The sequence below is a fragment of the Ideonella sp. genome (assembly GCF_041918995.1).
In the GTDB taxonomy this organism is placed as follows: domain Bacteria; phylum Pseudomonadota; class Gammaproteobacteria; order Burkholderiales; family Burkholderiaceae_C; genus Ideonella.
Genome location: NZ_JAYRUN010000020.1, coordinates 1 through 13,116 on the forward strand (window position 1 = coordinate 1; position 13,116 = coordinate 13,116).

Genomic DNA, 13,116 nt, shown 5'->3' on the forward strand with positions numbered 1-13,116 from the left:
GGCCGCCGCGTGGGCGGCGCGACCCGTGGCTGAGCGCGCGGCCTGGCTGCGCGACGCGGCCGGCCGCCTGGGCGACGGGCCGGTGGCCGCGGCCTGGCGCCGGCTGGCGGAGCGGGCCGCCGTGGACCTGGCGCCGCAGGACCTGCCCGGGCCCACCGGCGAGAGCAACCGGCTGCGCCTGCACGGCCGGGGCGTCGCGCTGTTCGTGGGCGGCGCGGCGCCGGCCGAGCCGCTGGCGGCGGCCCTGGCGGCGGCCCTGGTGGCGGGCAATGGCGTGGTCTGGTCGGCCGACCCCGCGGGTGCGGCGCTGGCCGCGCCCTGGCTGTCCGCCTGGTCGCAGGCCGGCCTGCCGGCCGGGCTGCTGCAGGTCATGCAGGCGGGGGCCGCCCCGGCGGCTGCGCTCGTGGCCGCGCCCGGGGTGGCCGTGGTCTGCGCCACCCGCGCCGACGCGCTGCCCGCGCTGTCGCGCCAGCTCGCCGGCCTGGACGGCCCCATCGTGCCCTTGCTGGGGCTGGGTGAGGCGGGCGCCGGCGGGCAGCTGTACCGCTGGTGCGCCGAACAGACCGTCACCATCAACACCGCGGCCGCCGGCGGCAATGCGGCCTTGCTGGCGGGGGTGCCCGCCGGCGGGGTGTGACGGTCCCACGGGGACGGGGGTGGGGCGGGCCCTATCGGGTCATTAGCAATCCGCAATTGGCATGTTCTGTGCGATAGCCATAACCTTGCCGAATGCGATTCCGCCGCCCCGGTCCCTCCTGGCCCAAGACCCTGGCCTTCACGGCGATCCACCTGGTGATCGCGGTGACGCTGGGCTGGGTGTTCACCGGCAGCTGGGTGCTGGCCGGCGCCTGGGCGGTGGTGGAGCCCTCGGTGAACACCGTCGCCCATCACCGGCTCGACGCCTGGTGGGCCCGGCGTGGCGGTGCGCCGCGCTGGCAGAAGTCGCTGGCCTTCGGCGCCAGCCACCTGCTGATCGCCGTGGCCGTGGGCTGGGTGCTCACGGGCAGCTTCGTGCTGGCGGGTGCGCTGGCCCTGGTGGAGCCGCTGGTCAACACCGTGGCCCACCATTTCTTCGACCGCTGGTGGGAGTCGCAGGCGCCCGGGCAGGGCGCCCCCGCGGCCCTCACTGTCGGCGGCCGTTGAAGGTGCCCTGGCCCTTGCCGCCCGTCTGACGCCAGGTGCCCACGAGGGCGCCGCTGTTCGGGTCGACCATGCCGGTGAACTGGGCGGCGCTGCCGCTCATCACCAGGCTGCCGCCGGCCTGCGCCACCCCGGCGAGCGTGAAGCTGGCCCCGTTGGCCGACTGCGCCACGCCGGACACGCGGCCATCGGCGCCCACCAGCACCGAGAACACGCCCTGCTCGACGCCGCTGTACTGGCCCGAGAAGGCCCCCACCATGGCGGCGGGCAGGGCGGTGCCCGCGACCGGCGGCGGCAGCGTGGCCGCCGCGGGCGCGACGGCGGGCATCTGGGCCGCGGCGCCCGCGCCGGTGGCGGGCAGCGACTGCGCCGCGTTCTGCACAGAGGCCGCCGAGGTGCTGCGCACCAGCGTGGAGCGGCCGCGGATCTGCTGGACCACCTTGTTGAAGTTGTCCAGCAGGCTCGCGGCGATGAGCTTGCCTTCGGGTGTCTTGGAGTAGCCGCCACCGGACGCCCAGCCCAGTCCGCCCCAGCCCCAGGCATCCAGCGCGAAGTTCATCTTGCTGGCCTTGCCCTCGGCGCTGGCCACCTGGATGCCCGAGCGCACGTCGGCCACGAGCAGGCTGGTCTGCGCTTCCTTGAACTTGACGCTGCCGGCCACGCTGGACAGCTGGCCCAGCAGGCCACCGGCGCGGTTGAGCAGCCCGCTCACCGAGCCGCCGACGCCGCCGGTGTCGTCGCTGAACTGCACGGCCGGGGTCATCACGAAGTCGGCCACCTGCATCTGGCCGCCGCCGATGTTGGACCCGGCCTGCAGCTGGCCGCCGGACGCCAGCGCCCGCTCCTGCTGCAGGTTCTGCATGGCCACGCCACGCTCGACCACGGCGAAGCAGCCGGACTCCTGCGCCATCATGCGCAGCATGATGCTGGGTGATCCCAGCGAATAACGCGACAGGTAGCCGAGCACGTGCGACTGCGGCTCGGCCACCGCCAGGGACCCCATCTCGCGGTCGCATTTCTCCACCGCCGGCTGGCCGTCGGCCAGTGCCACGGTGGTGGCGGTGAACAGGCCCAGGGCCAGGGTGGAACGGACAGTGGCGCGGTGCATGGGGGATCCCTCGACTGGTTTCATTGGAATGCAACAAGCCGGGCGCAGCGGCCCGGCTTGTGGCGTCAACGCGGGAGTCTGCCGTGCGGCGGACACGATGCCCGCCGCACGACACCCCTAGAGCACGGGGGTGTGCCGCGCGCGGTCAGGGGTACAGGCCGCGCTCTTCGCGCGCCATGAGGATGCGCTCGCAGGCCACGGCGAAGGTGGCGGTGCGCAGCGTGATGCCGTGCTGGTCGGCCACGCCCCAGATGCGCTTGAGGGCGTCCACCATGATCTTGTCGAGCCGCAGGTTGATCTCGTCTTCCGTCCAGAAGAACGAGGAGAAGTCCTGCACCCACTCGAAGTAGCTCACCGTCACGCCGCCGGCGTTGCAGATGACGTCGGGCACCACCAGCACGCCGCGGTCGGCCAGGATGTCGTCGGCGCTCGGCACGGTGGGGCCGTTGGCGCCTTCCAGCACCAGCTTGGCACGCAGGCGCCGGGCCCGCTCGGCGGTGATCTGGCCTTCGAGTGCGGCCGGGATCATGATGTCGCAGCCGACGTCCCAGAACTCCTCGCTGCCCATGGGCTCGCCGCCCTTGAAGCCGCCCACGCCGCCCGTGGCGCGCACATGCGGCATCAGCTCGGACAGGTCGAAGCCGCTGCCGTTGTAGATGGTGCCCGAGTGGTCCTGGATGGCGATGATCTTGGCGCCGGCCTGGGCGAACAGCTCGGCCGCGGCCGAGCCCACGTTGCCGAAGCCCTGCACGGCCACCTTGGCGCCGTTCAGGTCCAGGTTGATGCGGCGGGCGGCTTCACGGCCGGTGACGAACACGCCGCGGCCCGTGGCCTTCACGCGGCCCAGCGAGCCGCCCAGGTGGATGGGCTTGCCCGTGACGACGCCGGTGGCCGTGGCGCCCACGTTCATGGAGTACGTGTCCATCATCCACGCCATGATCTGCGGGTTGGTGTTCACGTCCGGCGCGGGGATGTCCTGCTGCGGGCCGATGATGATGCCGATCTCGCTGGTGTAGCGGCGCGTCATGCGCTCCAGCTCCTTGGTGGACAGCCGCTTCGGATCGACACGGATGCCGCCCTTGGCGCCGCCGTACGGCAGGTTCACCGCGGCGTTCTTGATGCTCATCCACGCCGACAGCGCCATCACCTCCTCGAGGGTCACGTCCGGGTGGTAGCGGATGCCACCCTTGCCGGGGCCGCGCGACATGTTGTGCTGCACGCGGTAGCCCTCGAAGTGGGCCACGGTGCCGTTGTCCAGCTCGATGGGAATGTCGACGATCAGGGCGCGCTTGGGGCGCTTGAGCGTGTCCACCCAGCGGGCCAGGTGGCCCAGGTAGGGGGTGACGCGGTCCACCTGCGACAGGTAGGTGCCCCAGGGGCTGTCGGGCGTGGGGTGGACGAAGGAAAGCGGTGCGGTCATGTCTCGTGGATCTCCGTGTTTCGGGGCGCCGGCGTGCCTCGTGAGCGGAACCGGCGCGGCACGGGTGCGCACTCTAGTGACCCCCTGGCCGAATGAGTCACCGTTCGTCATGAATGTTTTGCATAACCTCTGCGGCGCGGTTTCATGGCGGTTTCGCTGCGTCCGGGGGGCCCGCGCGCACCGGCCGCTTCTACACTCGCCCGCATGGCAGCTGCTTCCTCCTCTTCCTGCGTCGCCTTCATCGGCGGCGGCAACATGGCCTCGGCCCTGATCGGCGGCCTCCTGCAGTCCGGGCACGCGGGCGACGCCATCGTCGTGGTCGAGCCGGTCGACGCCCAGGCGGAGCGCCTGCGCGCGCGCTTCGGGGTGCGCGTGCTGCCCGAGGCAGGGCCGGCGCTGGCGCAGGCCGCCCTCGTGGTGTGGGCGGTGAAGCCGCAGCTGTTCCGCGAGGCCGCGGCGCCCTGCGCGCCGCACGTGCACCACGCGGTGCAGCTGTCGGTGATGGCCGGCATCCGCAGTGGCGCGCTCTGTGCGGCCACCGGCAGCGCGCGCGTCGTGCGCGCCATGCCGAACACGCCGGCCCTGGTGGGCCGCGGCATGACGGGCCTGTTCGCCAGCCCCCAGGTGTCGGCGGCCGAGCGCAGCGCGGTGGACCGCCTGCTGGCGCCCACCGGCGAGGTGCTGTGGCTGGACGACGAGACGCAGCTCGACGCGGTCACCGCCCTGTCCGGCTCGGGGCCCGCGTATGTCTTCTACTTCGTCGAGGCGATGATGCGCGCCGGCGTCGAACTGGGCCTGAGCGCCGAGCAGGCGCGCCGCCTGGCCCTGGGCACCTTCTCCGGCGCCGCGGCCCTGGCCGCGCAGAGCACCGACGCGCCGCAGGTGCTGCGCGCCAACGTCACGTCCAAGAGGGGCACGACGCATGCGGCCATCACGACGCTCGAGGAGCGGGGCGTGATGGATGCCTTCGTGGCCGCGCTGCACGCCGCCGCCCGCCGTGCCCGTGAGCTGGGCGACGAGTTCGGCGGCTGAGCGTTACGGCCCGATACCGATGCGTGTCGGCCGGCCGCCGGCGCGGCGGCGTTGATCGGCTGGGCGTTCCGCCCATTCATCGCCACTTGGAGAACCTGCACATGCCCCGTCCGCTGCTTCGCATCCCGCTGGCCCTCGCGCTCGCTGCGTCGGCCACCCTGGCCATCGCCGAGAACCCCAGGCCGGGCCTGTGGGCGCGGGACATGTCCGTCTCGGCCGACGGCCAGCGCTGGAACGCGATGCCCACCAGCAAGAGCTGCCTCAGCGCCCAGGAGGCGTCGACGAGCATCGAGCAGATGCTGCAGAACGTGGTGTCGCAAGCCGCCGCATCGCAGTGCCGGGCGGTCGGCGTCACCGCGGGCGGTGGCCGCACCCAGGGCCGGTTCGAATGCGCAGGCGCCGGCAAGCCAGCGATCTACGAGGTGAAGGGCAGCTATGCCAGTGACCGCTATCAGCTCGACATCGTGGGCACCGACGTGGCCGACGTCAGCGGCCGAGGTGGGGTGGTGCCCAAGCTGTTCGTCAAGCAGCAGGGCCGTCACGTGGGCGCCTGCCCGGCCTGACGCCCGGCGCGCCCGGCGGCCTCAGTGCAGCGCCGCCACGATGCCCGCGAAGACCGCGCAGCCGACCCAGTGGTTGAGGCGGAACGCCCGGAAGCAGCCCTCGCGTGAGCGGTCGCGAATGAGCGTGTAGTGCCAGGCGGCCTGCAGGCCGCCGGCCAGCACGCCCAGCCAGGCCAGGCGAGGCACGCCCAGCATGTCCACGAGCACGCCCCAGCCCACGAGGTAGACGGCGTAGAACGCCATGACCGCCACCACGTCGGCCCGGCCGAGGGTGATGGCCGAGGTCTGGATGCCGATCTTCAGGTCGTCGTCGCGGTCGACCATCGCGTATTCGGTGTCGTAGGCGAGTACCCAGAACAGGTTCAGCGCCAGCAGCACCCAGGCATGCCAGGGCACGGCGGCGCCGATGGCGGCCAGGCTCCACGCCGTGCCGCCGAGCACGGCCGAGAAGGCCATCGGAATCCCGAAGCTGAAGGCCACGCCCAGCACCGCCTGCGGCATGGACACCACGCGCTTGGCATACGGGTACACGATGGCCACCGCCAGCGCCGCGAACGACAGCAGGATGGTGGGCGGGTTGGTCGTCAGCACCAGGCCGAAGGCCATCAGGGCCAGCACGGCACCGACGGCCAGGGCCTCCGAGGCCGGCAGGGCGCCACTCGTCACGGGCCGCTGCGCCGTGCGCTGCACGTGCCGGTCGAACTCGCGGTCTGCCACGTCGTTCACGCAGCAGCCGGCACTGCGCATGAGGATGGTGCCGAGCACGAACACCGTGAGCAGGTGCCAGCCCGGGAAGCCGTCGGCCGCGATCCAGAGGGCCGACAGCGACGGCCACAGCAGCAGCAGCCAGCCGGCCGGGCGGTTCCAGCGGATCAGGTCGAGGTAGAGCGACAGGCGCGAGCGCGGCCCGGCGGTGGGGCGGTGAGGGGCGGAGGCCATGGCGCGAATTGTGGCGCCGCGCCGGACCGCCGGGCGCACCGTGCGGTGGGCACGTGGTGGGGGATGCGGCATGACGTTCACCGGGCGAGTTACCTGTGGAGCGCAATGTCACATCCTGGTGGTCGGCGCGGCCGCGGGGGCGGCGCGTTGTGCAGCGCTTCACCACAGGAGGAGTTCCCATGTCCCGCTTCCCCCTTCCGCCCACCGCGCGTCCGGCCCTGACGTTCGCGGCCCTGGCCACGTCGTTGCTGGCCGCCTGCGGCGGCGGCACCGACGACGGCCCGGGCGCCGACGCGGGCCGCCTCTATGTCGGCTACTACCTGGAGGACGCCGCCAACAACCCGGAGGATCCCCTGCCTGGCACGCTGGTGTTGCGCCTGCCCGCCGACGACGGCGCCTTCGAGGGGCTGATGCCCTTCTCCTACGTCGGCTGCACCGCAGGCGCCGATGTCGGCACGGTCCGCGGGATGCGCAGCGCCTCCACGCTCGACGGGCAGTGGACCGGCGCCGTCGACGGCGTGGCCGTAGGCGGCAGTTACGCCGGCGGCTACGACGCGGCGACCGACGAGTTCAGCGGCCAGTACACCAACGCCAACGGCAAGGTGCCGGTCACCGGCCCGGGCGACTGCCGCTACGCCGTGGCGGCATACGGCACCTGGCGCCTGTTCGGCGGCGACACCGTGGCCCAGCCGGCCCACTTCGTCGTCGGCTCCGACGGCGGCGTCTCACCGACCTGGTCCTGGCCGCGGATGGGGCTGACCGCCTACTACCTCGTGCGCGTGCTGGACGAAGACTGCCTGCGGCGCTCGGTCACCGATGCCAGCTGCCTCATCGGTGAGGCGCAGTCGCTTCTTCCCCAGGTGCGCTACCCCGCGGACTTCCCCGGTGCATCGCCGCTGCGCGCCGGTGGCCACTACCTCGTGGCCGTGCATGCCGTGGACGCGCGCGACGGCACGCAGCTCGGTTTCTCCACTCGACACGAGACGCCCTGAGCCCAGGGCGGCGCGGACGGCCGTTCAGCCCAGCCGGAGCCCGTCGCGCAGCGGTGAGCCCCGGCGCCACAGGTGGTGTTCGGCGGCGTAGTGCAGGAACACCAGCCACAGCACGACGGCCGGGGGCAACCAGGGCACGGCTGCGACGACCAGCACGATGGCCACCGGCCACAGCCAGACCCCGGGGCGCCGCCCGGCCAGACCGAGCAGCCGGTACAGCCGGTTGCGGCCCGGTGCCACCTGCTCACGCTCATTGGCCAGCGTGCCGTAGATCAGGAAGGCCGTCGTGTCGTGCACCACGCGCAGCAGCGCGATACCCAGCAGCGGATAGCCGGCCACCGCCAGGCCCAGACCGACGGCGGTCGTGCCATGCATGGCCAGCAGGGCGCGCGGCTGCGCCCCGGTGCCCGGCGCGAAGGCGCGCCAACCCAGCCAGGCGGCCAGCGGCGTGGCCATGCCCAGCGCCAGGCCGGCGGCCAGCATCCAGTGCGCCGGCTGCGCCACGATGTCGCGCGCGCCCTCGCCACCCAGGGCCAGGCCGGCCGCCGCGCCCGACAGGGCCAGCAGCAGACGCCATGCCGCAGCGGCGTGGCGCAGGGGGCCCTGGGGCGGCAGCCGCAGCATGCCCACAGCCAGGCCGGTCTGCTGGCCCATCACATGCACCATGGTGGCGGCCACCACCACACCCTCGGCCCAGGCCTGGCCCAGAAACGGTGCCACGCAGGCCGCGGCCAGCGCCGCCTGCCACGCCGCGCGTTGCAGCACGGGCCGGCACGCGTGTGCCAGACCGGCGTCGGCAAAGGCGAAGAAGCTCGCCACGATGTGCGGCAGGCCGAGGACGAGCGCATAGCCAGGCAGCGCCCAAGGACTGGCCGGGAGGGCTCTCCGTAGCCCGCCGTCGGCGAGCCACAGGTCCAGCACCGCCGCCAGCATGAGCAGCGGCGCGGCCGCGTACACGGCCAGCAGGTGGCTGCGACGCAGCGCGACCGGCGCCGGATCGGCCGCGGCCCCCGCCGCTTCTTCGGCTTGCGCCGCCGCCGCGGCCACGCCGCCCGCGGCGGTCATGGCCGGCTCAGCTCCTTCTGCAGCGCCGCGATGTTGGCCCGCGTGCGGCTGATGCTTGCCGCCGGAACCGAGGCCGGGGCCTGTAGCGCAGCGGCCAGCGTGGCCTGCTCCTGGCGCAGCTCCTGTTCCAGGATCTGCCGGCGCTCGGTGGCCGCGTCGCCGGCGCGCCAGCGTGCCGGGGGCTCGGGTCGGCTCGAGGCTGCTCCCGCCGATGGGGGCGGGGTGGCGCTGCCGTGCGCGGCCCGTTCGCACACCGGGTCGGCCCCGGTGCGCCCGCCGACGATCCACTCCACGCCCGCGCGGCGGCACACGGTGGCCGCCGCGGCGGTGGCGTGCACGGCGGTGCTCGCGGCGGCGAGCACCAGACAGAGCACCCCGTGGGCGCGCATCAGGCGCCCTTGCTCACCGGCACATGCAGCAGCCGGCCCATGTCGTCCTCGATGCTGATCGGCATGTTGGTCATGCAGATGTTGTTCACGAACCGGATGGTGAAGCCCTCCCCGCTATGGGTGAGCCGCGACTTGTCCAGCACCATGCCCGCGGGCAGCGAATTGGTGAGCTTGTAGGGCGGCTGGCCGCCCCAGACCGTGACCGTGGGCCCCGGGCCTTCCGAGCAGTCGCCCGTGACGCCCACACTGACCGCACCGGGCGAGGCCTCCAGCCCTTCCGGGGGACCCGATTCGTTGCCGCCGCCGCCGCAGCCGGCGAGCAGCCCCAGACACAGGGTGGCCGCCAGGACGGGTGCGCGCACGCTGCGCCGCTTGCTCAGGTTCTCGTTCATCGTCATTTCCATGGTCACAGTTTTTCCGCCCGGCTTTGCATCTGCACGATCGCGTAGCTCTCGATGGGGATGCGGCCGTGCATGTAGTAGCGCAGGCATTCCTGGGAGACCGGGCCGAACACCGCCTCCCACAGCTTGACGTCGCCATAGGCATCCACGCCGATGGAGCCGCCGCACATCACGCGCGACAGCATGCCGGCGATCACCGGCACCTTCAGCTCGTAGCCGTAGGTGACCCGGATCTTCAGCAGGTTGGCGTCGCGGATGTTCATGCGTGAGCGAGACCCCGTCTCCAGCGAGCGCCACTCGAGGTTGTCGTTCGGGATGTAGGTCACGCGGGTCTTGGGGTCCCGCACGCCGAAGTCGGTGAACGCATCGGGCGAAGGATTGAGCACCTCCACCTTCGCGGCCCAGGGACGCGCCAGCGGGATGTTGTCGAACTGCGAGGCGGCATAGGCCTTGGCCAGCCGGGTGAGATCGTTCGTGTCGGTGCTGTCCTGGTAGAACGGGGACAGGCCGCGGATGACCGCCTCGCGCATCACCTTCTCGCTGGCATGGTGGGTGGCGCCCACGCGCGCCGCCATGAAGGTGGCATGGTTGACCGTGAGCTTGGCCATGTAGACGAGGCCCGTCTGGATGAGGGCCAGGACGAACAGCGTCGCCACCGGAAAGACGATGGCGAACTCCACCAGGGTGATGCCGCGCTGGCGCAGCCGGTGCAGGGGGGGTGTCATGGGGGGGAGGGTCCTTCGCCAGATGGGGTCGCGGCGGTGCGCCGGCCGGCCAGCAGCACGGCGCCGGCCGCCAGTACCAGGGGCAGCAGGGCCAGCGCCTGGGCATGCTGCAGATATGGGGTGGACGAGGCGCTCGCCGTCACCGTCACCGCGAGGTTTTGGGCCTGCCGGTGGCCCGTGGCCTGGGCCAGCACGCGGCCGTCCGGGCCCACCAGCAGCGTTGGCCCGCCCTGGCTCACCCGCAGCAGCGGCTTGCCGGTTTCCTGCGCGCGCAGGCGCGCCAGCGACACCATCTGGCGACGGTACAGGGAGGTATCGATCCAGCCGTCGTCGGCGAGGTTGACCAGCCAGCCGGCGCCGTCGGCGCGCGCCGCCTGGATGAGCGGAAAGCCCAACTCGTGGCAGATGGACACGCCCGCCGTGCTGCCGCCGACGAACAGGGGTGCCGTGAGCTCCGGCGGGCCACTGCGCTGCCCCTCGCGCACGCGCTCGAACAGCCGCGCATACAGCGACCCGAGCACACTCGGCCACGGCAGGTACTCGCCGCCAGGCACCAGCCGCTCCTTCGCGTACAGCGAGCGGCGCTCGGGCGACACCTGCACCACCGCGTTGGCCAGGTGCACACCCTCGGCGTCGCGCAGCAGGTGCGGCATGCCGACGAGCAAGTGCACACCGCGCTGTTTCGCCAGCCCGACCAGGTCGCCCCAGCGGGTGCCGGCGGGCTCGCGCGGCGGTGGTTCCGGGAAGAAGGTCTCGGCCGTCACGACGATGGACGCCTGCGGGGCAGTGCGTATCGCCGTCTCCAACTGCTGCAAGGCCTCGTCCAACGCGGCCCGCGTCCAGTGGCGGCCGCGCTCGGCCGGCGGCTGCACCGCCGTGACCGTGAGGGGTGCCCCTTGCGTGGCGTCGGCCGGCGTCGGTGCGGAGGGCCACAGCACCATGGCCAGCACACCGGCCAGGGCCAGCGCGCCGGGGAACCGTGCGCCCCGGGGCCCCTGTGCGGCCAGGCGCCAGGCGGCCAGCGCCCACAGGCCCGCGACCGCGAGGACCAGCATGCCGAGCCCGGCGCCGCCGATGGCGGGCACCCACGCACCGGCGGCCGGCACGTCGACGAACACGACCCCCAGGTGGGCGTAGCCGCTGCCCCACCAACCGAGCTGGCGCAGCGATTCCGCGCACGCCACGGCCAGGCCCCATCGCAGCACGATGGCACCTTCGCCGCGCCGCTGCGTGCGCGTGAGCGGCGACAGGAGCGTCCACGCGAGCAGCAGCGGCAGCAACTGGAACACGAGCAGGATCGCGAGCACCGCGGCGCGCCACGCGAGCGCATGTTCGCCGTCACGCACCGCCGCCGTCACCCACCCCTGGCCCGCCACGTGCCAGGCCAGCCACCCGGCACAGGTGACCAGGCCTCCCAGGCCCGGGTGGCGGCGCGTGCCCAACACGACGAGCCAGGCCCAGGCGCTCAGCGCCAACGCCGACAGCGGCCATGCGCCGGGCAGCGCCGCCCCGATGCCGATCGTGCCGCCACACGCCAGGCTGCACGACAGCAGCACCAGCGCCTTGTGGTCCAGCCAGGCGGCGCGTGGCAAAGCCCCCGCGATGGGCGCGGGAATGGCCTTGGCGCCCGATCGTGCGTACACCTGCGTCCTTCCGTGTTGAGACAGTGACGGCCTGCAAGCACAGCCGTCTCGGCGCGCGAGTCTGCATGGCGCCGCGATGACAAATCAAGCAATTGCCGGAGCCTGTTCGGCTTGTTTATGACTTTTACTTTGCGTTGCACTCGGGGCCGTTTTAGGGGGATCAAACGCCGAACGAGCTGCAATAACTTTCGCGCCACGAGCCCCAATCCGGTTCGTCGCCGGGTCCACCGGCAGCCACTCGCACCGGAGCGCATTCGGCGCGGACCTACCACCATCTAAGGAGTTACGTATGCAAATTTTCAACACTGTTATGCCCCGTCGCGTTCGTGGCCAAGGCATGACCGAGTACATCATCATCGTGGCCCTGATCGCCGTGGCGGCGATCGGCGTGTACAGCTACTTCGGCAAGACGGTGCGCAACCAGTCGGCCGCCATCGCCGCGGCGGTGGGTGGTGCCGACAAGGAAGCGCGCGACACCAACAAGGCGGGCAAGGAAGCCGGCCAGGGCGCCACCTCGATTTCCAATCAGGCGGCCGGTCTGGACAACTTCACGAACGACGCCAAGAAGCAGTAAGCCCGGCCGCCGGCCTGGCATGAACCGGTCTGGCGCACGCGCTGTCGCCCATGGCAGCGCGCGCAGCCAGGCCGTCGGTCTCTGCACGGGGCCGTGATGATGGGATGAACGGTCCTGCAGCAGTTCGCAGGGCATGAAGGAGACGGAATGGTCACGCGGCGCGCCCTTGGCTGCCTGGCGGTATGGCGGCTGAGTCTGGCATCGCTGACGGCGGGCACGGCATGGCCCACGCTTGGGCTCGCGCGGGCACCATCGAGCCTGCCGGCCGGCCTGGCCGACCTGGCCTTCCCCGGCGCGCAGCTGGTGCAGGAGCAGGACCCCGCCAACACGGCCAACAAGCCCTACCGCACGGCGGGCGTGCTGCCCTCGGGCGGTACCGAGGTGCGGGCGTTCCAGGGCACGCGCCTGTTCGACATGCGGCTGCCCGGCGACCCGGGCGACAGCGCGACGGAGCGCCGGCGCATCGTCGAGGTGCTGGCGCACTACGACCGGCGCGTGGCCGAGCTGGGCGGGCAGCGTCTGAACACCGGGTTCGACCCGAAGGCATGGACCGAGGTGAACGCCCGGCTGCACCTGTACCGCCGTCCGACGCCGGACGGCGAGGTCCGCTTCGGCCTGTGGATCCAGGACGGCGGCATGACGCACTGGCTGGTCCTGTTTCCCGACGCCGATGCGCGCGCGCCCGCCCGGCAGGACGACCTGGCCGTGCGGCTCGCCAATTTCGGCCGCGCGCCGGTGTACATCCTGTTCGATCTGGGCAAGTCACAGCTCAAGGCCGACGGGCACGCGGCGGTGGCGCAGATCGCCGCACTGATGAAGGCCGCGCCCGAGCTGAAGCTCGTGATCGAGGGCCACACCGACCACATCGGCCAGCCGGCGGACAACCTGCGGCTGTCCCAGGCGCGCGCCCAGGCCGTGATGGCCGCCGTGGTGGCGCAGGGCATCGAGGCGGGCCGGCTGAGCGCCGTGGGACGCGGGCAGACCCAGCCGGTGGCAGACAACGGCAGCGAGGCCGGGCGGGCGAAGAACCGCCGCGTCGAGCTGGTCAAGCGGAGCTGAAGCCGTGGCCTTCCCCCACCTCCCTGCAGACGCCGGCCCCCGGGCCCGCGGCGGCGCGGCGGTGCG

General features: G+C 72.6%; 15 protein-coding genes. 7 read left to right on the forward strand and 8 right to left on the reverse strand.

What is annotated here, in order from left to right; genetic code table 11:
- On the forward strand, window positions 1-637 hold a 637-nt coding region (locus ACE3UN_RS16455; RefSeq protein WP_374676063.1), incomplete at its 5' end, for an aldehyde dehydrogenase family protein.
- Between the two features lie 92 nt (window positions 638-729).
- Complete coding sequence (locus ACE3UN_RS16460; RefSeq protein ID WP_374676064.1) at window positions 730-1,143, forward strand: DUF2061 domain-containing protein; 414 nt, start codon at window positions 730-732, stop codon at window positions 1,141-1,143.
- Here the strand turns inward: ACE3UN_RS16460 and ACE3UN_RS16465 are convergent.
- Both ACE3UN_RS16465 and ACE3UN_RS16470 read right to left on the reverse strand, forming a co-directional pair.
- Window positions 1,124-2,248 carry a CsgG/HfaB family protein gene (locus ACE3UN_RS16465; protein ID WP_374676065.1) on the reverse strand — a complete coding sequence of 375 codons (1,125 nt, stop codon included), beginning with the start codon at window positions 2,246-2,248 and terminating at the stop codon, window positions 1,124-1,126. The genes ACE3UN_RS16460 and ACE3UN_RS16465 overlap by 20 nt on opposite strands.
- Before the next feature lie 145 nt (window positions 2,249-2,393).
- Entirely contained in the window at window positions 2,394-3,668 is a 1,275-nt protein-coding gene (locus tag ACE3UN_RS16470) for a Glu/Leu/Phe/Val dehydrogenase (RefSeq protein ID WP_374676066.1), read from the reverse strand.
- A 204-nt stretch (window positions 3,669-3,872) separates the two neighbouring features.
- Between ACE3UN_RS16470 and proC the strand changes: the two genes are divergently transcribed.
- Both proC and ACE3UN_RS16480 read left to right on the forward strand, forming a co-directional pair.
- On the forward strand, window positions 3,873-4,700 hold the full coding sequence (gene proC / locus ACE3UN_RS16475) for a pyrroline-5-carboxylate reductase (RefSeq protein WP_374676067.1): 828 nt from the start codon (window positions 3,873-3,875) through the stop codon (window positions 4,698-4,700).
- 101 nt (window positions 4,701-4,801) lie between these two features.
- Window positions 4,802-5,263 (forward strand): DUF3617 domain-containing protein, encoded by a 462-nt coding sequence (locus ACE3UN_RS16480; RefSeq protein WP_374676068.1) that lies wholly within the window; start codon window positions 4,802-4,804, stop codon window positions 5,261-5,263.
- A 21-nt stretch (window positions 5,264-5,284) separates the two neighbouring features.
- Here the strand turns inward: ACE3UN_RS16480 and ubiA are convergent, their stop codons facing one another.
- Complete coding sequence (ubiA, locus tag ACE3UN_RS16485) at window positions 5,285-6,202, reverse strand: 4-hydroxybenzoate octaprenyltransferase (protein WP_374676069.1); 918 nt, start codon at window positions 6,200-6,202, stop codon at window positions 5,285-5,287.
- Window positions 6,203-6,381: 179 nt separating this feature from the next.
- Here ubiA and ACE3UN_RS16490 point away from each other — a divergent pair, with 179 nt between their 5' ends.
- Window positions 6,382-7,194, forward strand: a complete 813-nt coding sequence (locus ACE3UN_RS16490) for a hypothetical protein (protein WP_374676070.1) — start codon at window positions 6,382-6,384, stop codon at window positions 7,192-7,194.
- A 24-nt stretch (window positions 7,195-7,218) separates the two neighbouring features.
- Here the strand turns inward: ACE3UN_RS16490 and ACE3UN_RS16495 are convergent, their stop codons facing one another.
- The 5 genes from ACE3UN_RS16495 to lnt are packed head-to-tail and all read right to left on the reverse strand — an operon-like array spanning window position 7,219 to window position 11,417.
- Entirely contained in the window at window positions 7,219-8,259 is a 1,041-nt protein-coding gene (locus ACE3UN_RS16495) for a hypothetical protein (RefSeq protein ID WP_374676071.1), read from the reverse strand.
- Window positions 8,256-8,648, reverse strand: a complete 393-nt coding sequence (locus ACE3UN_RS16500; RefSeq protein ID WP_374676072.1) for a hypothetical protein — start codon at window positions 8,646-8,648, stop codon at window positions 8,256-8,258. The genes ACE3UN_RS16495 and ACE3UN_RS16500 overlap by 4 nt, the downstream gene beginning before the upstream one ends.
- Window positions 8,648-9,052: a hypothetical protein gene (locus tag ACE3UN_RS16505; protein ID WP_374676073.1), complete on the reverse strand. Its 405-nt coding sequence runs from the start codon at window positions 9,050-9,052 to the stop codon at window positions 8,648-8,650. Before ACE3UN_RS16505 ends, ACE3UN_RS16500 begins: the two co-directional genes overlap by 1 nt.
- A 2-nt stretch (window positions 9,053-9,054) precedes the next feature.
- Window positions 9,055-9,774: a TadE/TadG family type IV pilus assembly protein gene (locus ACE3UN_RS16510; RefSeq protein WP_374676074.1), complete on the reverse strand. Its 720-nt coding sequence runs from the start codon at window positions 9,772-9,774 to the stop codon at window positions 9,055-9,057.
- Window positions 9,771-11,417, reverse strand: a complete 1,647-nt coding sequence (gene lnt, locus ACE3UN_RS16515; protein WP_374676075.1) for an apolipoprotein N-acyltransferase — start codon at window positions 11,415-11,417, stop codon at window positions 9,771-9,773. Before lnt ends, ACE3UN_RS16510 begins: the two co-directional genes overlap by 4 nt.
- Before the next feature lie 337 nt (window positions 11,418-11,754).
- On the opposite strand from lnt, the gene ACE3UN_RS16520 reads away from it, so the two are divergent.
- Entirely contained in the window at window positions 11,755-11,991 is a 237-nt protein-coding gene (locus ACE3UN_RS16520; protein ID WP_374676076.1) for a hypothetical protein, read from the forward strand.
- 147 nt (window positions 11,992-12,138) lie between these two features.
- Entirely contained in the window at window positions 12,139-13,050 is a 912-nt protein-coding gene (locus ACE3UN_RS16525; RefSeq protein ID WP_374676077.1) for an OmpA family protein, read from the forward strand.
- Window positions 13,051-13,116 lie beyond the last annotated feature (66 nt).

Bases quoted from the DNA above. Each gene is read 5' to 3' on its own strand.
- ACE3UN_RS16520 (WP_374676076.1), top strand. From the start codon at position 11,755: ATGACCGAGTACATCATCATCGTGGCCCTGATCGCCGTGGCGGCGATC.
- ACE3UN_RS16480 (WP_374676068.1), top strand. From the start codon at position 4,802: ATGCCCCGTCCGCTGCTTCGCATCCCGCTGGCCCTCGCGCTCGCTGCG.
- ACE3UN_RS16490 (WP_374676070.1), top strand. From the start codon at position 6,382: ATGTCCCGCTTCCCCCTTCCGCCCACCGCGCGTCCGGCCCTGACGTTC.
- ACE3UN_RS16470 (WP_374676066.1), bottom strand. From the start codon at position 3,668: ATGACCGCACCGCTTTCCTTCGTCCACCCCACGCCCGACAGCCCCTGG.
- ACE3UN_RS16510 (WP_374676074.1), bottom strand. From the start codon at position 9,774: ATGACACCCCCCCTGCACCGGCTGCGCCAGCGCGGCATCACCCTGGTG.
- ACE3UN_RS16465 (WP_374676065.1), bottom strand. From the start codon at position 2,248: ATGCACCGCGCCACTGTCCGTTCCACCCTGGCCCTGGGCCTGTTCACC.
- ACE3UN_RS16460 (WP_374676064.1), top strand. From the start codon at position 730: ATGCGATTCCGCCGCCCCGGTCCCTCCTGGCCCAAGACCCTGGCCTTC.
- proC (WP_374676067.1), top strand. From the start codon at position 3,873: ATGGCAGCTGCTTCCTCCTCTTCCTGCGTCGCCTTCATCGGCGGCGGC.
- ACE3UN_RS16505 (WP_374676073.1), bottom strand. From the start codon at position 9,052: ATGGAAATGACGATGAACGAGAACCTGAGCAAGCGGCGCAGCGTGCGC.
- ACE3UN_RS16495 (WP_374676071.1), bottom strand. From the start codon at position 8,259: ATGACCGCCGCGGGCGGCGTGGCCGCGGCGGCGGCGCAAGCCGAAGAA.
- ACE3UN_RS16525 (WP_374676077.1), top strand. From the start codon at position 12,139: ATGGTCACGCGGCGCGCCCTTGGCTGCCTGGCGGTATGGCGGCTGAGT.
- ACE3UN_RS16500 (WP_374676072.1), bottom strand. From the start codon at position 8,648: ATGCGCGCCCACGGGGTGCTCTGTCTGGTGCTCGCCGCCGCGAGCACC.
- ubiA (WP_374676069.1), bottom strand. From the start codon at position 6,202: ATGGCCTCCGCCCCTCACCGCCCCACCGCCGGGCCGCGCTCGCGCCTG.